Source organism: Streptomyces sp. NPDC006463, assembly GCF_042870715.1.
Lineage (GTDB): Bacteria > Actinomycetota > Actinomycetes > Streptomycetales > Streptomycetaceae > Streptomyces.
The window spans coordinates 213,018-229,899 of the sequence record NZ_JBIAHP010000011.1; the positions used below are offsets into that span (position 1 = coordinate 213,018).

Here is a 16,882-nt window from a genome sequence, read left to right on the forward strand (position 1 = left end):
AGGGCGGGAAGGGGCCCGGCGGCACGGAGCCGCCGGGCCCCGCTGTCATCCCGCCTGTGCGAGCGGGGTCGCGGCGCCCGCGCCCTTCCGAGGCTGCGGCAGACTCCCGGTCAGGCGCTCGGGCGGGACCTCGATCAGGCGCTCCGCCAGGCGCTCGCGCAGCGCCGCCCGGTCCGGTTTGCCTGCCGCCGTCAGCGGCAGCTCTTCGAGTACGAGGAGCCGCTCGGGGTGTTTGCGCCGCTCCAGCCCGCGCCCCGTCAGGTGGTCGCCGAGCGAGGCGAGGGTGGGGGGCCTCCCGCCGCGCGCCACCACGCAGGCCGCCAGCCGCTCCCCCATCAGCGGGTCGGGGACGCCGACGCAGACCACGTCCCGGACCTGGGGGTGCGCGGTGAGCCCGCGCTCCACCTCGGCGGGGCTGATGTTGGCGCCGCCGCGGATGACGATGTCCTTGAGCCGGCCGACGACGTGCAGGACGCTGTCCGCGTCGAGATAGCCGAGGTCGCCGGTACGGACCCAGCCGTCGGGCGTCCGGTACCGGGCGTCCAGGTCGGGGGCGCCCACGTAGCAGAGCGGGGTCATCGGGCCGCGCGAGATGATCTCCCCGATGTCTCCGTCGGGCAGCGGCTCGTGGGTGTCGGGGTCGGCGATGCGGATCGTGGCGACCCGGGGGTCGGGGTGGCCCGCGACCACGCCCGAGCCGTCCGTGGGCGGGACCATGTGGCCGAGCCCCGTATGGCAGTTGACCCCGTCGGCGGAACCGTAGAGGTTCACGACCGGACAGCCGAACGCCTGCGCCGCGGCGACGGCAGTGGTCTCGTCGAGCGGAGCCCCGCCGAGGATCAGCGCGGTGGGCGCGGGCAGCTTCTCGCCCGTCTCGTCGAGGCGTTCGAGCATCATGCGGACCATGGTGGGAACGCCCAGGACGTGGGTCGGCTCGTGTTCGCGCACCGCCTCGATCGCCGCCTGCGCGCTGAAGTGGTCGAGCAGGACGAGGGTCCCGCCGTGCCGGGCTAGCGTGACGGCGGTGCCGTTGGAACCGAAGGCGGAGGCCAGCGGTACGAGGAAGAGGCAGCGCGGCGGGATCCGGTCGGGGATGAGGGAGGCGAGGAAGTTCCCCCGCCCGCCGGCCAGCGCATTGTGCGAGTACGCGATCATCTTGGGCTCGGCCTCCGAGCCGGACGAGACGAGGATCCGTGCCGCGCTGTCGGGGTCCGGCCGGGCGGGAACGAAACCGCTGGGGTCGCAGCGCATCAGCCTCGCCAACGGAATCGTTCCTTCAGGTGCGGTGCCAGGGCCCGCGGCAATGACGTGGCGGAGCGCCGGCAGTGCTCCCGCGAGGGCCGCCAGCTGCGCCGCGTGCCGGGACCCACGGTGCTCGGTCGCGGCGATGACGGCGACCGCCTCGGCCCGGCGCAGCAGGCACTCGGCCTCCAGGGCACCGCGGCCGACGGGGAACGGGAGCGCGATCGCCCCGAGGGCGGCCAGCGCCAGATCGGCGATGACGGCGCTGCGGTCGTTGGGGAGCTGTACGCCGACCACGTCGCCCGGGCCGATGCCGAGGTCTTCGAGGCCGGCGGCCAGACATCGCACCTTGCGGTCCAGAGCGGTGTAGCAAAGTGCGCCCTTGGCATCGAGGACGGCGGTCCGGTGCAGGTCGGCGATCTGGCGGGCCCGGAAGAGGCTGTAGAGATCGAGGTCCGGGCAGGTGCCGTCGACCGCCCAGGACCGGCGCAGTGCGGCGGGCAACAGGTCGTGCAGTGCGACAGTCACGCGAAGCTCCAGGGGTCGGGAACTGCGGGGGCACCGTGCGCGTCGCGGCTGATCGAGCCGGCGAAACGCGGGTCGTGGTGCAGATCGGACAGGTCGGTGGTGACGGCGGTCGCCGTCAGTCCGTGGTCGCGCAGCTGCCGCAGGGCTTCGTCGGTCGCCAGCGCGCGCAGGTCGTACGCGGCGGCCGCGGGGGCGCAGACGTCGGCGGGGGCTATCCAGCCGTCAGCCGTCGGCAGCGGCCGCCGGAATCCGGCCGGGCCACGGGGGTTCTCGCCCCGGGCCGCCCGGCGCAGGGCGGGGGCGGTCAGCGTGTCGGCGGCGCCGAGCAGGGAGGAGTCCACCCGTACGCCGCGGCCGGTGCGCTCGCGCAGCAGGAGCCCGGCGAGTACGGCCTCGGCACCGTGCAGCCCGCCGAGTACGTCGAGCAGGGTCATCAGTGAAGGGGCCGCGGGCTCGCCCTGGGGGCGGACGGCTTCGCCGACGCCGGTGCGGGCCTGGACCATGAAGTCGGTGCCCATCGGGGCGTCCTGGAGCCGGCCGGCCCAGCCACTGGTGTACGCGTACACGAGCGCCGGATTGACCCGTGCGAGGTCGTCGGCGTCGAGGCCGAGTTCGGCGGCCTTGCCCGGCGCCCAGTTGTGCAGGAACACATCGGCCGTCGCCGCGAGCTCCCGCAGCCGGTCCCGGTCCGCCTCCGCCTTGATGTCGATCTCGACGGCCTGCTTGCCGCGGTTGAGGGCGAGCCAGCGGGCCGAGGTTCCGGAGCAGGCCGGGGGCATGCCGCGCAGCGGATCCCCACCCGGCGGCTCGATCCGGATCACTTCGGCGCCGAGCAGTCCGAGCAGGTGGGCGGCGAGCGGTGCCTGGATGCGGCGGCCGGCCTCCAGCACGGTGAGCCCGGCCAGCGGCCGGGCGGGGGACAACGGGCCCGGTCTGCTGATCAGGGGCCCGGAACCGAGCGGGGCCAGGGACCAGGGGGCGGCGCCGTCGTGCTCGGCGGCCCGTTCCGCGAGGGTGCCGAGGACGCACACCTCCGCACCGGAGAGGGCTGCGGCCTGGCGGATGCGTGCCCAGCCGTGGGCCCGCGTCACCGCGTGCAGGGCCTGCGGGAAGGGGGCGCAGGCGGTGGCGTAGCGGAACTGGAAGGGCCGCCAGCCCGCCCGCATCGCATCGGCGGGTGCCTTCAAGGCCCGCCAGAACGCGGCCCAGGCACCGGGGTCGAGGGTCTCCAGCTCGAAGAGAAGGCCCTCGGCGGAGGTGAACGGCGGTCCTCCCGGCCCGAGTTCGCAGGCTTCCCCTTCGTCGGCTCCGGCGGCGGCGAGGTACTGGGACACCGTGAGCAGCCCGGCCCGGTCCGCGCTGGTGGTCACCTGGGCGGCCGCGCCGCCCCGGGCCTGGCCCACCAGGCCCGCGAGCAGCCCCTGCACCGCCAGGACGGCGGTGGCCGTGGCGGCGAAGTCGACGGCCAGGCCGCGCGGGCCGCCGTCCTTGCGGCCGTGCACGGCCATGATGCCGGTGGCGGCCTGCACCATGGCCTCGTCGGCGAGTCCGCTCGCGGGACGTGCCCAGGTGGCGAGCGCGTGAGCCGGCGCGAAGTCCCCGCCGGTGAGCGTGATGCCGGCGGCGCCGTCTCCCCCGCCGGGATGGTCCGTTCGCGCGCCGAGCATGCGCAGGTGGTCGGCGGCGACGCTCGTGATCTGCGGCGGCCCCGAGGTGTCGAAGCGCAGTGTGTCGAGCGGCCGGACCGTCTGCGTGGTTGCTGGTGACGCCATGCCTCTCCTCTCCTGGCGCGGCGGTGGCCGTCGCCCGGGTCTTACGGAACGCGGGGAACCCGGGAGCGTCCGCACCCGACCAGTTCCACGGACAGACAGTCGGACAGCCGTTCCCATGAGTTCCCGGGAATGAGCGGGAACGAGGAGAGAGCAGTGACAGCACCGGACCCGGCCCAGCACTCCCCCTGCGCACAACGCGCCGTCGGGGCAATCGAGTTGAGAGCGAGGATCGACCGGTTCGTCCGTACCCGGGTGATCCCGCTGGAGTCCGTACTGGACGCGGGCGGCCCCGGGGCGGCCGCGGCGCTGGCCGGACTGCGCCGCCACGCCCGGGAAGAGGGGCTCTGGGCGCTGCCGCTCCCCGTGGAACTGGGCGGTGGCGGGCTGTCCTTCGAGGCGTACGCCGAGCTGGCCGAAGCCGAGGGCGCCAGTGATCACGGGCCCGCCGCGCTGGGGTCCGCGCCCCTGCTCGATGTGACGATGCTGGCGCGGCACGGGGGGACGCGGGTGCGCGAGGAGTACCTGAAGCCCCTGGTCGCGGGGGAGTTGCGTACCTGCTACGCGATGACCGAGCCGGACGTGCCGGGCACCGACCCCTTTCTGACGGGTACCCGGGCAGAGCGCCGGCCGGACGGCAGCTGGGTCGTCAGCGGCCGCAAATGGTTCACCTCGGGCGCCGCGGGCGCCGACCTGGTGACCGTCATGGCCCGTACGGAGGGGGCCGTCGGAGACCGCGGGGGGCTGTCCCTGCTGCTCGTGCCAACCCGCTCCCCCGGCTTCCGGGTGGTCCGCGAGCTTCCCGTGTTCGGCGCGGCGGGCCAGTACGAGATCGCGCTCGACCGGGTACCGGTGCCCGCGGACCACCTGCTCGGCGAGCCCGGCAGCGCCCTCACCATCGCGGGCGAGCGGCTCCAGCTCGGCCGTACGCTGCGGTGTCTGCGCTGGCTCGGCCAGGCCCAGCGCGCCTTCGACCTCATGTGTGAACGGGCCGCCACCCGCCGCGGATCTCGGGGACCGCTCGCCGACCACCAGCTGGTCCAGCAGCACGTCTTCGACGCCCTGCTCGCGCTGCGGACCACCCGGCCGCTGGTCCACGAGGCGGTGGCCCTGGTCGGCTCGGGGCAGGACGCCCGCACGGAGGTGGGGCTGGCCAAGGTCGCCGCCGCCCGCATGCTCCAGCAGGTCGCGGACTGCGCCATCCAGGTGCACGGCGCCGCCGGGCTCGGTCCGGACACCCCGCTGCCGGCGCTCCTGCGTACCGGCCGGGCGGCCCGCATCCTCGACGGCCCGGACGAGCTCCACATCACTTCCGTGGCCCAGCGCGTCCTGCGCGGATACGCAAGGCCGGAACCGTCCGGGCCAGGTCCTACACGCGGGTGATGTCGACGACTCCGACCAGCGCGGCCAGCCCGAGCGCCAGGAAGAAGTCGCCCCAGACGAGTTCGTGCCGGACGGCCGGCTCCTTCCCGGCGTCGTAGCAGCCGTCCAGCAGCATCCCGGCCGGGCGCCCGGAGCCGGGGCCGGGGTCCGGCCCAGTGAGATGGCCCCGCGCGAGGCGGCGCAGGATCGCCTCGGCCCGGTCCGAGTACGCCGCCGACCTCGGGCCGGGCACCCGCGCGAGCTTCAGCAGGGCGACCGCGGTGATCGCGGCGGCCGAGGTGTCGAGGGGTCCGTCCGGCCGGGACGCGTCGGCGGGAGGGACGAGCGGTCCGGCCAGGCCCCCTCCGCGCGAGAGGAGTTGCCGGGCCGCCCCGTCGAGCCGGGCGGAACCGGTCCTCGCCACGTCCGGGAGCAGCAGGGCGTCGGCGACCGCGAGGAGCAGCCAGGCCGCCCCGCGGCTCCAGCCCGGCGGCGGATCCTCGCAGGGCTGCCAGCCCGCGCCCTCGTCGAAGCGCCAGGCGGGCCGCAGCCACGGCCGGCGCGTCCCGCCCGCGCCGAGGCACAGCTCCAGGTGCCGGTGGAGATGGGCAGCTGCCGCAGCCGCGCCGTGCGGCCCGGCGCCGGCCAGGAGGGGCACCGTACCGGGCACGCCGTCCACGCGGGCCAGCAGGCGCGGCCCGCCCAGCGCGTTCCCCCAGGGCAGCAGTCCGAGTCCGGGGTCGTAGGCCGACAGGCAGGCCCGGGCCGCTCGCTCACGCAGGGCGGCGGCTTCGGCGTCGTCCCCGGCGGGGGCGGTCCCGTACCAGAGGATCAGCCCGCGGGTGGCGGTGTCGGCGTCCGCCCACGGCCCGAGCCGGGCCGTGCACGCGGCGGCGGCGCGCCGGTCGGCGGCTTCACCGGTGTACCGAGCGCGCAGCCACAGCAGACCGGCCCAGAACCCGCCGGTCCACGAACCACGGCCAGTGGTCGTCCACCGCCCGTCGGCGGGCGCGGCGTACAGGGGGAAGCGCGTGCCCACTTCCGCCGCGGTCACCGCGACCCGCTCGATCACGGCGGCCAGCGCGCGGCCGGCCCAGTCCTCGGACCTCGTGGCGCTCACTCCTTCTCCCGCCGACCGCGCCCGTCCCGTACATCTCGCGCGTCCCCTGCATCTCGCCCGTCCCGTACGGCCCAGACGAACGCGACCGTTCCCGCCGCCGCGAACTCCGCCGCCACCAGCAGCCAGCCCGGCCCGTACCGTCCGCTCTGCGCCAGCAGGCCGAACAGGGGCGGCCCCACCGCGAATCCGGCGAAGAAACCGGCCGCGACCAGCGCCGAGTCCTGTCCGGCCCGGCCGGGCACGGCCCGCTGCATGACGAGCACCATCGAGACGGCGTTGCCGGACACGGCGAACACGCCGACCGCGACCGCGCCGGCCCACACCAGCGGACCCGCGACGAGAGCACCTCCCAGCAGGGCCACCGCACCCAGCGCGCCGCACGCGAGCCATCCCGGCAGCCACTCGGCGCGCCCGGGCCGGGCCGCCCTCGACCACCCCACCCGGCCCGCGATCCCCGCCACCCCCAGTACGGCGACCAGAGCACCCGCCGCTGTCGGACCCATACCGAGGCGCTGCGCGCCGAACAGGGCGAGGTAGGTGTTGACGGAGGCGATCCCGGCACCGAGGAACAGCGAGAAGACCGCGAGCCAGGCCACCATGCCCCGCGGCACGAGCGACGTACGGGGGCCCGCGGCGGGCGGCGGAGGGTCGGCCGGCAGCGCGCGCAGCGCCCACAGCCCGGCCAGCACGGCCGCACCGGCTCCCGTCCACACGGCGCCCCGCCAGCCGATCCCGCCCGCGAGCGCGGCCAGCGGCAATCCTGCGGCGAAGGCGCCGAGTTGGACACCGGACTGCTTGAGTCCCGTCACCGCGCCGCGCCGCGAGGGCGCGACCGCGCGCAGGACGGCCTTGTTCGTGGCGGGGTTCGCCAACGCCTGCGGTACGCCGCCCAGCGCGACGGCGGCCAGCAGCACACCGGCGCCCGGCGCAGCGCCGATGAGGGCGAGCGCCGCGGCGGAGACCAGCAGCAGGACGGCCAGGGAGCGGCGCGGACCGATGCGGTCCACGATCCGGCCGCCCGCCGGGGACAGTACTGCGGCGGTCCCGAAACCGACCGTGGTCGTCAGCCCCAGCACCGCGGGCGACACCACCGATTCGTCGACCAGGCGCGGCCCCAGCGCGCCGAGCAGGAACAACTGCAGCATCGAGAACGCCATGGCGCAGGTGAGCAGCGCCGTCAGCGGGCGGCCCGCCTCGCCGTCAGCTCTCCCCGCAGGCGACTCGGTCGCCGTCCTCTCCACCGCCACAGAAGTCTCCGTTCCCCGGACGTTGAACCCTTCGACGGGCCGGGTAGGCAGTCGGGAGACGCCGCGGATCGGTTCCCCGGCTCCGTTGTGCCCTGCACCACACGGGAAGTTGTCCGGAAGTGCGCACCCTGGTGCGCGGCTCGGAAAGCTGGTGCGAGGATGAGCCCGCAATGACGCCAGGCCACCTGTTCCGAGCCCTACGGGCTGCGATGTTCGCAGCCGTGTGCGTGCTGCTCACGGCCACCGGTCACGTCCTCATGTCGGGTACGCCGGTGCCCTGGTGGGCGCTGTCCGCCGCGTTCGCCGCCACGGCGGCGACGGCCTGGGCGCTGTCCGGCCGGGAGCGGGGCCTGCTCGCCGTCACCGCTGCGGCCGTCGCCGTCCAGGCCGCGCTGCACGCCGGGTTCTCCCTGGCCCAGTCCGTCGTCCAGCCGTCTCTTCCGTCCCCGCCCCCCGTTTCCGCCGTACCAAAGGCGGCTGCCCACGTACACCACGCCGCGCACGAGATGGCGCACACCGTCCCGGACGTTCCAACTGCCGGACCTCTGGCGGACGTCGGTCACGGGGCGGCCGGCATGTCGACCGGCGGCATGCTGACCGCCCACCTGCTGGCCGCCGTGCTGTGCGGTCTGTGGCTCGCGTACGGAGAGCGGGCCGTCTTCCGCGTCGTGCGCGCCGTCGCCGGATGGCTCTGGACTCCGCTGCGCCTGCTCCTGTGCCCGCCCGCGGCTGCGCTCCGGCCGCGCGTCCGGGTACGCCGCCCGCGCCGACGCCTGGCGCCGCGGCGGCTGTTCCTCGTACACGCCATCACCTCACGAGGTCCGCCGACGGGAACCGCTGTCCTCTGACAGCCGGTTCCCCGAGCACGCGTCGGCGGTTGCGCTCTCGCACGCACCTCGCGCCTCGGGCATCGGCCATGCCCTCCGGCAGGCCGTATCCCCCTCATCGGCGCCGCTTCGGGCGGCGCCGGACATCCCTTGCCCGTAAGGACCTTTGGCGATGACTCCTGCCCTGACCACCCAGAACCGTCCCGTCGGCGAAAGGCCGTCCCGGCACACTCCCGGCTCGGACGCGGCGGTGACCCGACTGGCACTCGCCGCCCGCGACGGCGACCCCGCGAAGGCCGACCGCTTCGTCCGCGCGCTCCACCGCGACGTCTGGCGGTACGTGGCCTACCTCAGCGCCGACACCCAGGCCGCCGACGACCTCACTCAGGACGTGTTCCTCCGCGCGCTCGCCGGCCTCCACCGGTTCGAAGGCCGTTCTTCGGCACGCACCTGGCTCCTGTCCATCGCCCGGCGCACCGTCGTGGACAGCCTGCGCCACGCCGCCGCCCGGCCCAGACTCTCGGACCGGCACGACTGGCAGACGGCCGCCGAGCAGGCCCAGCCGTACGGCGTCCCCGGCTTCGAGGACGGCATCGCCCTGGCGGAGCTGCTGGAGGCCATTCCGTCCGAACGCCGGGAGGCCTTCGTCCTCACCCAGCTCCTCGGCCTTCCGTACGCCGAGGCGGCCACGGCCATCGGCTGCCCGATCGGCACCGTCCGCTCGCGCGTGGCCCGCGCCCGTACGTCCCTGATGGCGTCGGTCGGCTGATCTCCGTGCGGTGCACGCGGGAGGGGCGGCCGAGCCCCTCCCGCGGGTGCGGACCGGGGCTACCGGAGGGAGGGGATGCGTTCCGCTTCGGGCGCGGAGGGCTGCGCGGGGAGCCGGGAGAGGGCCGGCCGGACCGGGGTGTCCGACCGCCGGATGTCCTGGAGTCCGCGGCGCAGGCTGTCGCGCAGCACGCGGCTCAGCGGGCGTTCGACCAGCCGGTGGATGATCCACGCGAGCGTCAGCATGAAGGCGGTCACGCCGAGGGCCAGCGGGACGGGCGCCAGCCGGTCCCGGAAGTGATGGATGATCGTCAGCCCGGCCATCATGTGGATCAGGTAGAACGGATAGGTGACCGCTCCCGCGTGGGGCAGCCAGCGCCACCGGACGCCGTCGAGGAGGCCCAGCGCCATGGCCGCCATGACGAGGAAGCCCAGCGTGATGATCAGGTGGGCGGGCCAGGCGGGTGTCCGCTCGGTGACGCCCCGGCCGAGGCTGGACAGCATGCGCGCGTTTACGTAGTGCTGGGCGAGCACGAACTGGACGCCGACGATCCCCCAGGTGACGGCACTCGGCCGGAAGCGGCGCATCAGGTAGAAGGCGATCCCGGCGATGAAGTACGGGGAGCAGCTCGTGATCGCGAAGAAGTTCAGCACACCGTTGTCGACGGTGGGGGCCACGACGGCGGCCACGGTCCAGAGCCCGCAGAAGAGCACGCAGTTGCGGTAGGTCACGCCGCGGATGACGACGGCCGAGAAGAGCACGTAGAACTTGAGCTCCGCGAAGAGGGTCCAGTACGCCTCGTCGACGTGGGGGACCCCGACGCCGCCCTGGAGCATCGAGAGGTTCACCACGACGTCGGTGAGGGCTTGGGCCGGTCTCACCTCGGGCCAGGTGAACAGGACGAGCGTGGTGAAGGCGATGCCCGTCCAGTAGGCCGGGAACAGCCGGGAGACGCGGGACACCGCGAAGTCCCCCACGGTGCGTCCCCAGGCGCTCATACATATGACGAAGCCACTGACAGGAAGAAGATTTCGACGCCCAGCCAGCCGTAGACGGCGAGCGGCCGGGCGACGGGGAAGACGCCCTCGGTCGGCCGGCCCCAGGCGCTTTCGAGCACCACGTAGTGGTAGAAGACCACGGCGAGCGCGGCAAGGATCCGAACGCCGTCGAGGGCCGCCAGTCGTCCGCCGGTATCGCCGCCGGGGCTCCGGCCGCTCAACTGCGGCCCGCCGTCGGAACTGCGCGCGCTCATCCCTCGACCGCCCCTCATCTGGACGGCTGGCCGGTTACCGCCGTCAGGTCAGCGGAACTGTACAGCTCACTCACAGGAACGCTCTGGGGAACGCTTGCCCCCGGAGGGCGATCCGGGGGCATCGGCGGTGATTCCGGTACTACTTGGCCTTGAGGGCGGCCTTGATCCGCGAGACGGTGTCCGCGAGGCTGGGGATGCCATCGGTCTGGACCTCCCGGATGCCCCGGCCGACCTGGATCCCGTCCTGCTTGCCGGCTCCGACGGTGCATTCGGAGGACCCGTGCCTGAAGGCCGCGAGGGCCTTCTTCCAGGAACTCCGGGCGACCTCGTCCGGCACGGGGTCGAGCTTTTCGGCCTTGGCCACATGGGTCAGGAGCTCCTGGCACGCCGTCCCTTGGACGTCGATCGTGCGCATGCTCACTTGGTTGACCCTGGCAGAGTCGTCGGCGAGCGTTCTGATCTGGGCTTCGCCCCCGGAGGAGTACCAGTCCTCCAGTTCCTCGGCCGGGGTCGAGCCGCAGCCGGTGAGCAGCACGGCGATGACGGCGGTAACGGTGACACCGGCGTGCAAGAGCACACGGATACGCATGGGACCCCCCCTGGATCGGTGCGCCGATCCTGTCAGGGACCACTCAACCGGGCGCCGTTTTCAGCGATTTCGGCGCAGACGGCCCGTCAGCCCGGGTGCGCAGGGTAATGCGTGACGACACGTGCGAACGCGGCAAGATATCAGCCCTCCGGGGGCTTGCCCGGATGTTTATCCAATAGTGATGGTCCTCCCGCCGGAGCACCACACGTGGCACTAGCGTCCCGTGACACCCCGGGAATGCGGGTGTGCACCGCACGGAACGTGCGGACCCTCCGGCCCCGCTACCCCTCCCGGCCCTAGGACCAAGGAGGCACTGTGCTGTCATTCCGACGGCGACCCCACAGCAGCTTGTCGGCGGCCACGAAATACACGGTCGGAACCGGCTTCGTCATCACCGCTCTCGTCCTCACGCTGGTCGCGCTGCTCATCCCCGTCGACAAGTTCGGCGGCCGGGCCGCGGCCGCGTCGGGCGCGCCCGCCGGTGACGACGACGGCCTGGGGATCCTGAGTACGGCGTACGGGCCGCTGACCCCCGCGGACCGGGACTTCGTACGCAAGGTACGGCTCGCCGGCCTGTGGGAGCTGCCCGCCGGGCGACAGGCCCAGCAGCGCGGAACTCGGCCGGCGATACGGACCGCCGGCGAGCACCTGGTGATGGGCCACACCGACCTGGACCGGCAGGTCATCCAGGTCGGTCAGGCCCTCGGGATCGACCTGCCCAACCAGCCCTCCGAGCAGCAGCGGGGGTGGCTGGACCAGCTGACCCGCGCTCAGGGTGACGAGTACGAACGACTGTTCGTACAGCTGCTGCGCCGTGCGCACGGAAAGGTGTTCGCGCTCCTCGCCCAGATCCGGGCGCAGACCAAGAACTCCAAGGTCCGTGCCCTCGCCACGTCCGCCAACACCACGGTCCTGGACCACATCACGGTCCTCGAGGACAGCGGACTGGTCGATTTCGACGCCCTGAACGTCACCGACAGCAAAACCCCTGCTCCGTCCGATGTCCGACCGACGAAGTGAAGTGAAGTGATCGCATGAGTGAAAAGGGCCATAAACGCCCCCGGATTTCGAACAAGCTCCTCGCCGTGGTCTCCGCCCTGGTCCTGGGCGGCGGCGGAGTCGCCGTGGTGGCCGGCAACGCCAACGCCGGCCAGGACGGGAACCGGAACGCCGACCGCGCGGCGCAGGTGGTCGCCACCATCGACTGCCCCGACGTGGGTGACAAACTCACCGCCGTACCCGAGCAGGCCCGGCCCGAGGTCGACGAGAACCTCGCCCAGCTGGACGTCCAGGTGGCCGACGCCTACCGGCGCCTCGCCGCCGGAGAGGCGCAGGGCAACGCCCTCCTCGGCGAACTGAAGAAGCAGCGCGAGGGGACCATCACCCGCGTGTCCGACGCGATAGCCCGCTCCGCGGCCCCGCCGGCGGAGCTCAAGTCCATGAGCGAGTGCCAGATGAAGCAGGCCTCCGCCCAGGAGGACCCGGCCGGCGAGGCGGCCGCCGCCTCCACGGACGCGGGCGCCGCCGCAGCCCGGAGCATCGGCGGGAAGGGCGGCCCGGCGCGGAGCGACTTCACCGACATCACCAAGGTCCGGCCGAACGTGCGCGCGCCCGGTGCGGCGGCCGGGGCCTCGACCGGTTCCTTCAGTTCGAGCTGCGGACGCAACGAGAACGGCCACTCCAACCCCGACAACGTGATCGTCGCCCCCGGCGTCTCCAACGGCGCCCACCACATGCACGACTACGTGGGCAACAAGTCCACCGACGCCTTCTCCACCAACGACAGCCTCGCCAAGTCGGGCACCACCTGCAGCAACGGCGACCTGTCCAGCTACTACTGGCCGGTGCTGCGACTGCGCGACGGCAAGGCGGAGAAGGACGCGAAGGCACCCGGCGGCGGCCAGGACGCGAACGTCGGCACCATCCTGCGCCCGAAGACGGTGAGCATCACCTTCAAGGGCAGCCCCGTGGGCAAGGTCAAGGCCATGCCCCGCTTCCTGCGGATCATCACCGGTGACGCCAAGGCGTTCGCCAACGGCAACGCGAACGCCAACGCCTCGTGGAGCTGCACCGGCTTCGAGAACCGCCAGCTGAAGGACAAGTACCCGGTCTGCCCCAAGGGCAGCGACGTGGTGCGCACCTTCACCTTCCAGAGCTGCTGGGACGGCCGCAACGCCGACAGCGCCAACCACCGCACCCACGTGGCCTTCCCGGACAAGGCCGGCCGATGCCCGAAGGGCTTCACCGCCATTCCGCAACTGGTGCAGCGGCTCACGTACGGGGTCGCGCCCGGGGCCCGGTTCGCCGTGGACAGCTTCCCCGAGCAGCTCCACAAGCCGGTGACCGACCACAACGACTTCATCAACGTGATGCCGGACCGGCTGATGACCAACGCGGTGAACTGCATCAACGGCGGGCGCACCTGCCGCTGACGCCACGCGGTACCGATCACCCCCCAACTCCCGGACGAGGCGCTCCTCCCTCTCGCGCCCCGCGCCGCGCCCGGGACAGGTGTTGGCCCGAAGCCGACTTCGGGCCAACACCGCATACTTGTGCCCAGCCGGGTCCTGAACACGAGGAGTGCCATGTCCGGCTCCATCTCCGGCTCCACGTCCGGTTCCACGTCCGGTTCCACGTCGGGTTCCACGTCCGGTTCCACGTCCGGCTCTCGTGAGTCCGCGGCCGGTCCGCACCATCCGGGCGAGGGCAAGCCGCCGCCCTCCGACGGGGAACTCACCCGCCGTCTCAGGAGGGGCTTCGGCTCGGGAGCCGCGGACGCGGCCGTGTGCGATCTGCTCTACCGGCGCCACCGGCGGGCCGCCCTCGCGTACGCGCGCACCTGCTGCCGTACCCCGCAGGACGCCGAGGACCTGGTCTCGGAGGCCTTCCTGCGGACCTTGCAGGCCGTCCGCTCCGGCGCCGGGCCCCGCGGCCCCTGGCGCGCGTACCTGCTGGCAGTCGTCCGGCACACGGCAATGCAGTGGAGCGACAGCGCCGAAAGGACCCTGCTGACAGCGGAGTTCGACTCCTGGTGCCAGCAGGCGGCCGCCGGCGGCGACCCGCAGCGCAGGCTGCTGGCCGGCGAGGACCGCAGGCTACTCGCCCGGTCCTTCCACACGCTGCCCGCGCGCTGGCAGGCCGTCTTATGGCACACGCTCGTCGAGGAGGACTCGCCGCACGAGGTCGCCGCGCTGCTGGGCATCACGCCCAGCGCGGTGACCTCGCTGGCGTTCCGGGCCAGGGAAGGCCTGCGCGAGGCGTTTCTCCTCGCCCATCTCGACACCGCGGCCGACGCCCGGTGCGACCACTACAGCCACATGCTCGGCTCCGCGGTTCGGCGCAGCCGTACGCAGCAGCCCCGTGGCCTGGCCCGTCATCTGGCGGCGTGCGGGCCCTGCGCCCGGGCGTACGAGGAACTGACGCACATCAACTCCACGATGCACGGCGCGGTTTCCGCCGCGCCGGCCGCCATGTGAACATCCGGCCCGGCACACATGCAGCCGGCCCGGCCCCCGTGCGGACGGGGCCGGGCCGGTTTGCCGTTGTTGCTCACAGGCCGTTGACGCGAGCCATCCGCCCGACGACCACGGGCCTGAAGTCCGCCGTGACCACGCGTGCCGTGCGGCGTCCCACCCGCGAGGCCTGACGCCGTACCTGGGCCATCAGCCGGCGGCTGCGGAGCGCCATCTCCAGTTCGAACCGGGTGCGGGGGTCACGCAGACCGGGTCCGAAGAGCTTCTCCAGCTGCCGCATGCGGTAGCGCACGGTCTGCGGGTGCACACTCAGGGCCTTCGCCGCCTCGGGGGCGCCGCCGCCCTCCAGCCAGGCGAGCAGGGTCACTTCCAGCCGCTCGCTCTGGCGCGGGGTCAGATCGGCCAGCGGCCGGAGCCAGCGGGCGGCCAGTGCGTGGGCGAGGGGCTCGTCCTGGAGCAGCAGCAGGGTCGAGAGGTGGTCGTCGACGAAGACGGCGCGGGCGTCCAGCCCGGCGCGGGTGGGTGTCAGGGCGAGCAGGCGCAGCGCCCAGCGGAGCGAGGACGCGGTGTCCCGGAGCGGGACCGCGTGTCCGACGGCTGTGAAGCGGCCGCGCAGCGGGAGTTCGAGTGGGGTCCGGGTGTCGGGATCGGGGCTCGGGACCAGCAGGCACGGGCGGCCCGCGAACATTCCGACGAGGGCGTCGTCGAGTACGGTCGCCAGCTGCTGGGCCTCGCCGGGCGTGGCCGGCACGATGGCCCGTACGGCCACCGGGAGGGGCCAGCCGGCCGCCTCCGCGAGCTCGGCGAGGGAACTCTCCGACGGGGCCCGGTCATCGGTGAGGGCTTTGAACAGGTCCTGGCGTGCCCGGTCGCCGCCGCGGCGGTCGGGTTGCCGGGGCAGCCCGGGCAGCCCGACGTGGTGCCCGCCATGTGGCTCACCGTGTTGCCCGCCTGGTTTCTCGTCGTGCCGGCCGGCCTGCTGCTGCCCGCCGTGTTGTCTGGCCTCGACCCGGAGCTCGCCCGCGCGCTCGTGCTGGACCTCGTCCGCGCACACGATCTCGTCGGGCTCCTGCTCCATCTCCATTGCCTGCTGCCGGTGTTGTTCCTGTTCCTTGCACACGTTGCCGCTACGCGCGTCGCGGTAGCCGAGAGCGGTGAGAAGGGCCTCTTCCACGCACTGTCTGAGCAGTTCGTCGTCGATGGCATCGTTGTCATCGATAAGGGTGGAAAATCCCGGAATTCCATGCAGAAGCTCCTCCACTATCTCGGCGGCCAGCGCGGGGAGTTCCCTGCGCAGGACGCGGGTCCACTCGCCTCTGGGGCGGGACCAGATGCGGTTCAGAAGTTCGCACATCGTTTTCCTCGTTCGTGCCGGGGTGAGGCTTGTCCGGTGCTTGTGCGACAAGCCCGCCGAGGTTGCCTCTCTCGCCAACAGCACTGTTACGCAAGAGAGTTGCTGTCCTCGTACTCCCTCCTGGAGGGGTCCGGCCACCTCCGGTCCCGTGGTTTTGCCGTGATTTTGCCGTCGGGGACGCGTAGGTGGCGGGCGGTGCGGTGGCCTGTTGAAACCTCCGCTGGAGGGGAATCTTCCGGGGTTGTTCGATGCGCTGTAGACGCGCTGCGAGAAATTATCACGTTTCGATAAATCCCGTGGAGGTGCCGTGTAGCTCCACGATGCTTCTGCACTCCGGCCCCACGCTCCTCGGCCGGCGCAGGAATTCACAGCGCTGCCGGGCTCGACCGACAACAACCCCCGGGTGCCGAGCGCCAGGTGACGTGCTCGGATCCCAGGCGCACAGGAGATCTGGATGCCCCTGCCCCAGCCGCACATACGCCGCTCACACCGGGCGCGCCGCAGCAGTCGGCCGCCGGCGACGGTCCCGGCCCTCGCCGCGGCCGTCGTCTCCTTCATAGTGGTGGCCCGTGCGGGCGCCCTGTCCCATATATGGGACTTCCTCGACTTCGGGGCGGGCGTGCTCTCGCTCGTCTCGCTCACCGCCACCGTCCTTTGGGGACTACTGGCCACCGACCGGGCGCTTCTCGGACCGGGCCACCGGCTGCTCGCCCAAGGCGCCCACCGCGGCCTGGCCGTGGCCGGGCTGTCCTTCCTGGCCCTGCACATCTGGGTCAAGGTCGCCAAGCAGCAGGCATCGGCGGCCGCGGCGGTGCTGCCGTTCGCGGATGAGGAACAGCCCGTCCTCATCGGATTCGGCACGCTCGCCGGGTACCTCTTCGTATCCGTCGCCGTCTCCGGCGCGGTGCGCAGCGTGTTCGCGACCAAGGCCCGCTCGCTGTGGTGGCGGGCCCTGCACTTCGGTGCCTATCCGGCCTGGGGCGCGTCCCTCGTGCACGGGCTGAAGTCGGGGCGCCCTGGCGGCACCTGGGTGACGGTCGCGTACGGACTCTGCCTGATCGGTGTCGCCGGCGTCCTCATGCTCCGCATCAAGTCGAGGGCGAGTGGGGCGCCTTCCAGTCCGGCCGCCGCGCCGGGCCCGCGTGTGCGCCTGCGTCCGCGACCGGGCCCACGTGCGGCGCCGGTGCGTGAGGCACGTCCGCTCGCACCCACCGGGCCCGCCCCGCTGTCCCGGCCCACCTCCCGGGCCTACGCCGCGGCGTCCACACCGGGCGGCGCCGGGGGGAGGCGGCAGTTGTACGGTGAGCAGCCCGCCGGCGCGGAGCGGTGGCTGTGACCGGCTGGCCGCGC

General features: G+C 73.2%; 15 protein-coding genes. 7 read left to right on the plus strand and 8 right to left on the minus strand.

The window, feature by feature from the left end:
• Positions 1-45: 45 nt before the first annotated feature.
• On the minus strand, positions 46-1,770 hold the full coding sequence (locus ACFYOB_RS21725) for a class I adenylate-forming enzyme family protein (RefSeq protein ID WP_388561765.1): 1,725 nt from the start codon (positions 1,768-1,770) through the stop codon (positions 46-48).
• Complete coding sequence (locus ACFYOB_RS21730; protein WP_388561767.1) at positions 1,767-3,542, minus strand: CoA transferase; 1,776 nt, start codon at positions 3,540-3,542, stop codon at positions 1,767-1,769. The genes ACFYOB_RS21725 and ACFYOB_RS21730 overlap by 4 nt, the downstream gene beginning before the upstream one ends.
• Before the next feature lie 153 nt (positions 3,543-3,695).
• Here ACFYOB_RS21730 and ACFYOB_RS21735 point away from each other — a divergent pair, with 153 nt between their 5' ends.
• Positions 3,696-4,922: an acyl-CoA dehydrogenase family protein gene (locus ACFYOB_RS21735; RefSeq protein WP_388561769.1), complete on the plus strand. Its 1,227-nt coding sequence runs from the start codon at positions 3,696-3,698 to the stop codon at positions 4,920-4,922.
• On the opposite strand, the gene ACFYOB_RS21740 is transcribed toward ACFYOB_RS21735, so the two are convergent.
• Positions 4,909-6,021, minus strand: a complete 1,113-nt coding sequence (locus tag ACFYOB_RS21740; protein ID WP_388561771.1) for a sugar ABC transporter permease — start codon at positions 6,019-6,021, stop codon at positions 4,909-4,911. The two genes, ACFYOB_RS21735 and ACFYOB_RS21740, sit on opposite strands and share 14 nt — an antisense overlap.
• Positions 6,018-7,178, minus strand: coding sequence for an MFS transporter (locus ACFYOB_RS21745; RefSeq protein ID WP_388561976.1), 1,161 nt, complete (start codon positions 7,176-7,178; stop codon positions 6,018-6,020). Before ACFYOB_RS21745 ends, ACFYOB_RS21740 begins: the two co-directional genes overlap by 4 nt.
• Positions 7,179-7,438: 260 nt before the next feature.
• Between ACFYOB_RS21745 and ACFYOB_RS21750 the strand changes: the two genes are divergently transcribed.
• Positions 7,439-8,116, plus strand: coding sequence for a hypothetical protein (locus tag ACFYOB_RS21750; protein ID WP_388561773.1), 678 nt, complete (start codon positions 7,439-7,441; stop codon positions 8,114-8,116).
• Between the two features lie 151 nt (positions 8,117-8,267).
• The gene (locus ACFYOB_RS21755) at positions 8,268-8,864 is read left to right on the plus strand and encodes a sigma-70 family RNA polymerase sigma factor (protein ID WP_328928896.1); all 597 of its coding nucleotides are present in this window, start codon (positions 8,268-8,270) and stop codon (positions 8,862-8,864) included.
• Positions 8,865-8,923: 59 nt separating this feature from the next.
• Here the strand turns inward: ACFYOB_RS21755 and ACFYOB_RS21760 are convergent, their stop codons facing one another.
• From ACFYOB_RS21760 to ACFYOB_RS21770, 3 genes are all read right to left on the minus strand, one after another.
• Complete coding sequence (locus tag ACFYOB_RS21760) at positions 8,924-9,862, minus strand: acyltransferase family protein (protein ID WP_388561775.1); 939 nt, start codon at positions 9,860-9,862, stop codon at positions 8,924-8,926.
• Positions 9,859-10,116 (minus strand): hypothetical protein, encoded by a 258-nt coding sequence (locus ACFYOB_RS21765; RefSeq protein WP_388561777.1) that lies wholly within the window; start codon positions 10,114-10,116, stop codon positions 9,859-9,861. Before ACFYOB_RS21765 ends, ACFYOB_RS21760 begins: the two co-directional genes overlap by 4 nt.
• A gap of 139 nt (positions 10,117-10,255) precedes the next feature.
• Entirely contained in the window at positions 10,256-10,705 is a 450-nt protein-coding gene (locus tag ACFYOB_RS21770) for a hypothetical protein (protein WP_388561779.1), read from the minus strand.
• 315 nt (positions 10,706-11,020) lie between these two features.
• On the opposite strand from ACFYOB_RS21770, the gene ACFYOB_RS21775 reads away from it, so the two are divergent.
• The 3 genes from ACFYOB_RS21775 to ACFYOB_RS21785 all read left to right on the plus strand — a co-directional run bounded on the left by ACFYOB_RS21775 (position 11,021) and on the right by ACFYOB_RS21785 (position 14,181).
• Positions 11,021-11,725, plus strand: coding sequence for a DUF4142 domain-containing protein (locus ACFYOB_RS21775; RefSeq protein ID WP_388561781.1), 705 nt, complete (start codon positions 11,021-11,023; stop codon positions 11,723-11,725).
• A gap of 14 nt (positions 11,726-11,739) precedes the next feature.
• The gene (locus ACFYOB_RS21780) at positions 11,740-13,137 is read left to right on the plus strand and encodes a DUF1996 domain-containing protein (protein WP_388561783.1); all 1,398 of its coding nucleotides are present in this window, start codon (positions 11,740-11,742) and stop codon (positions 13,135-13,137) included.
• Positions 13,138-13,290: 153 nt separating this feature from the next.
• Positions 13,291-14,181, plus strand: a complete 891-nt coding sequence (locus tag ACFYOB_RS21785) for an RNA polymerase sigma factor (protein WP_388561785.1) — start codon at positions 13,291-13,293, stop codon at positions 14,179-14,181.
• 73 nt (positions 14,182-14,254) lie between these two features.
• Here ACFYOB_RS21785 and ACFYOB_RS21790 read toward each other — a convergent pair whose 3' ends face one another.
• The gene (locus tag ACFYOB_RS21790) at positions 14,255-15,532 is read right to left on the minus strand and encodes a helix-turn-helix domain-containing protein (RefSeq protein ID WP_388561787.1); all 1,278 of its coding nucleotides are present in this window, start codon (positions 15,530-15,532) and stop codon (positions 14,255-14,257) included.
• 454 nt (positions 15,533-15,986) lie between these two features.
• On the opposite strand from ACFYOB_RS21790, the gene ACFYOB_RS21795 reads away from it, so the two are divergent.
• On the plus strand, positions 15,987-16,868 hold the full coding sequence (locus ACFYOB_RS21795; protein WP_388561789.1) for a hypothetical protein: 882 nt from the start codon (positions 15,987-15,989) through the stop codon (positions 16,866-16,868).
• The last annotated feature ends 14 nt before the right edge of the window (positions 16,869-16,882 follow it).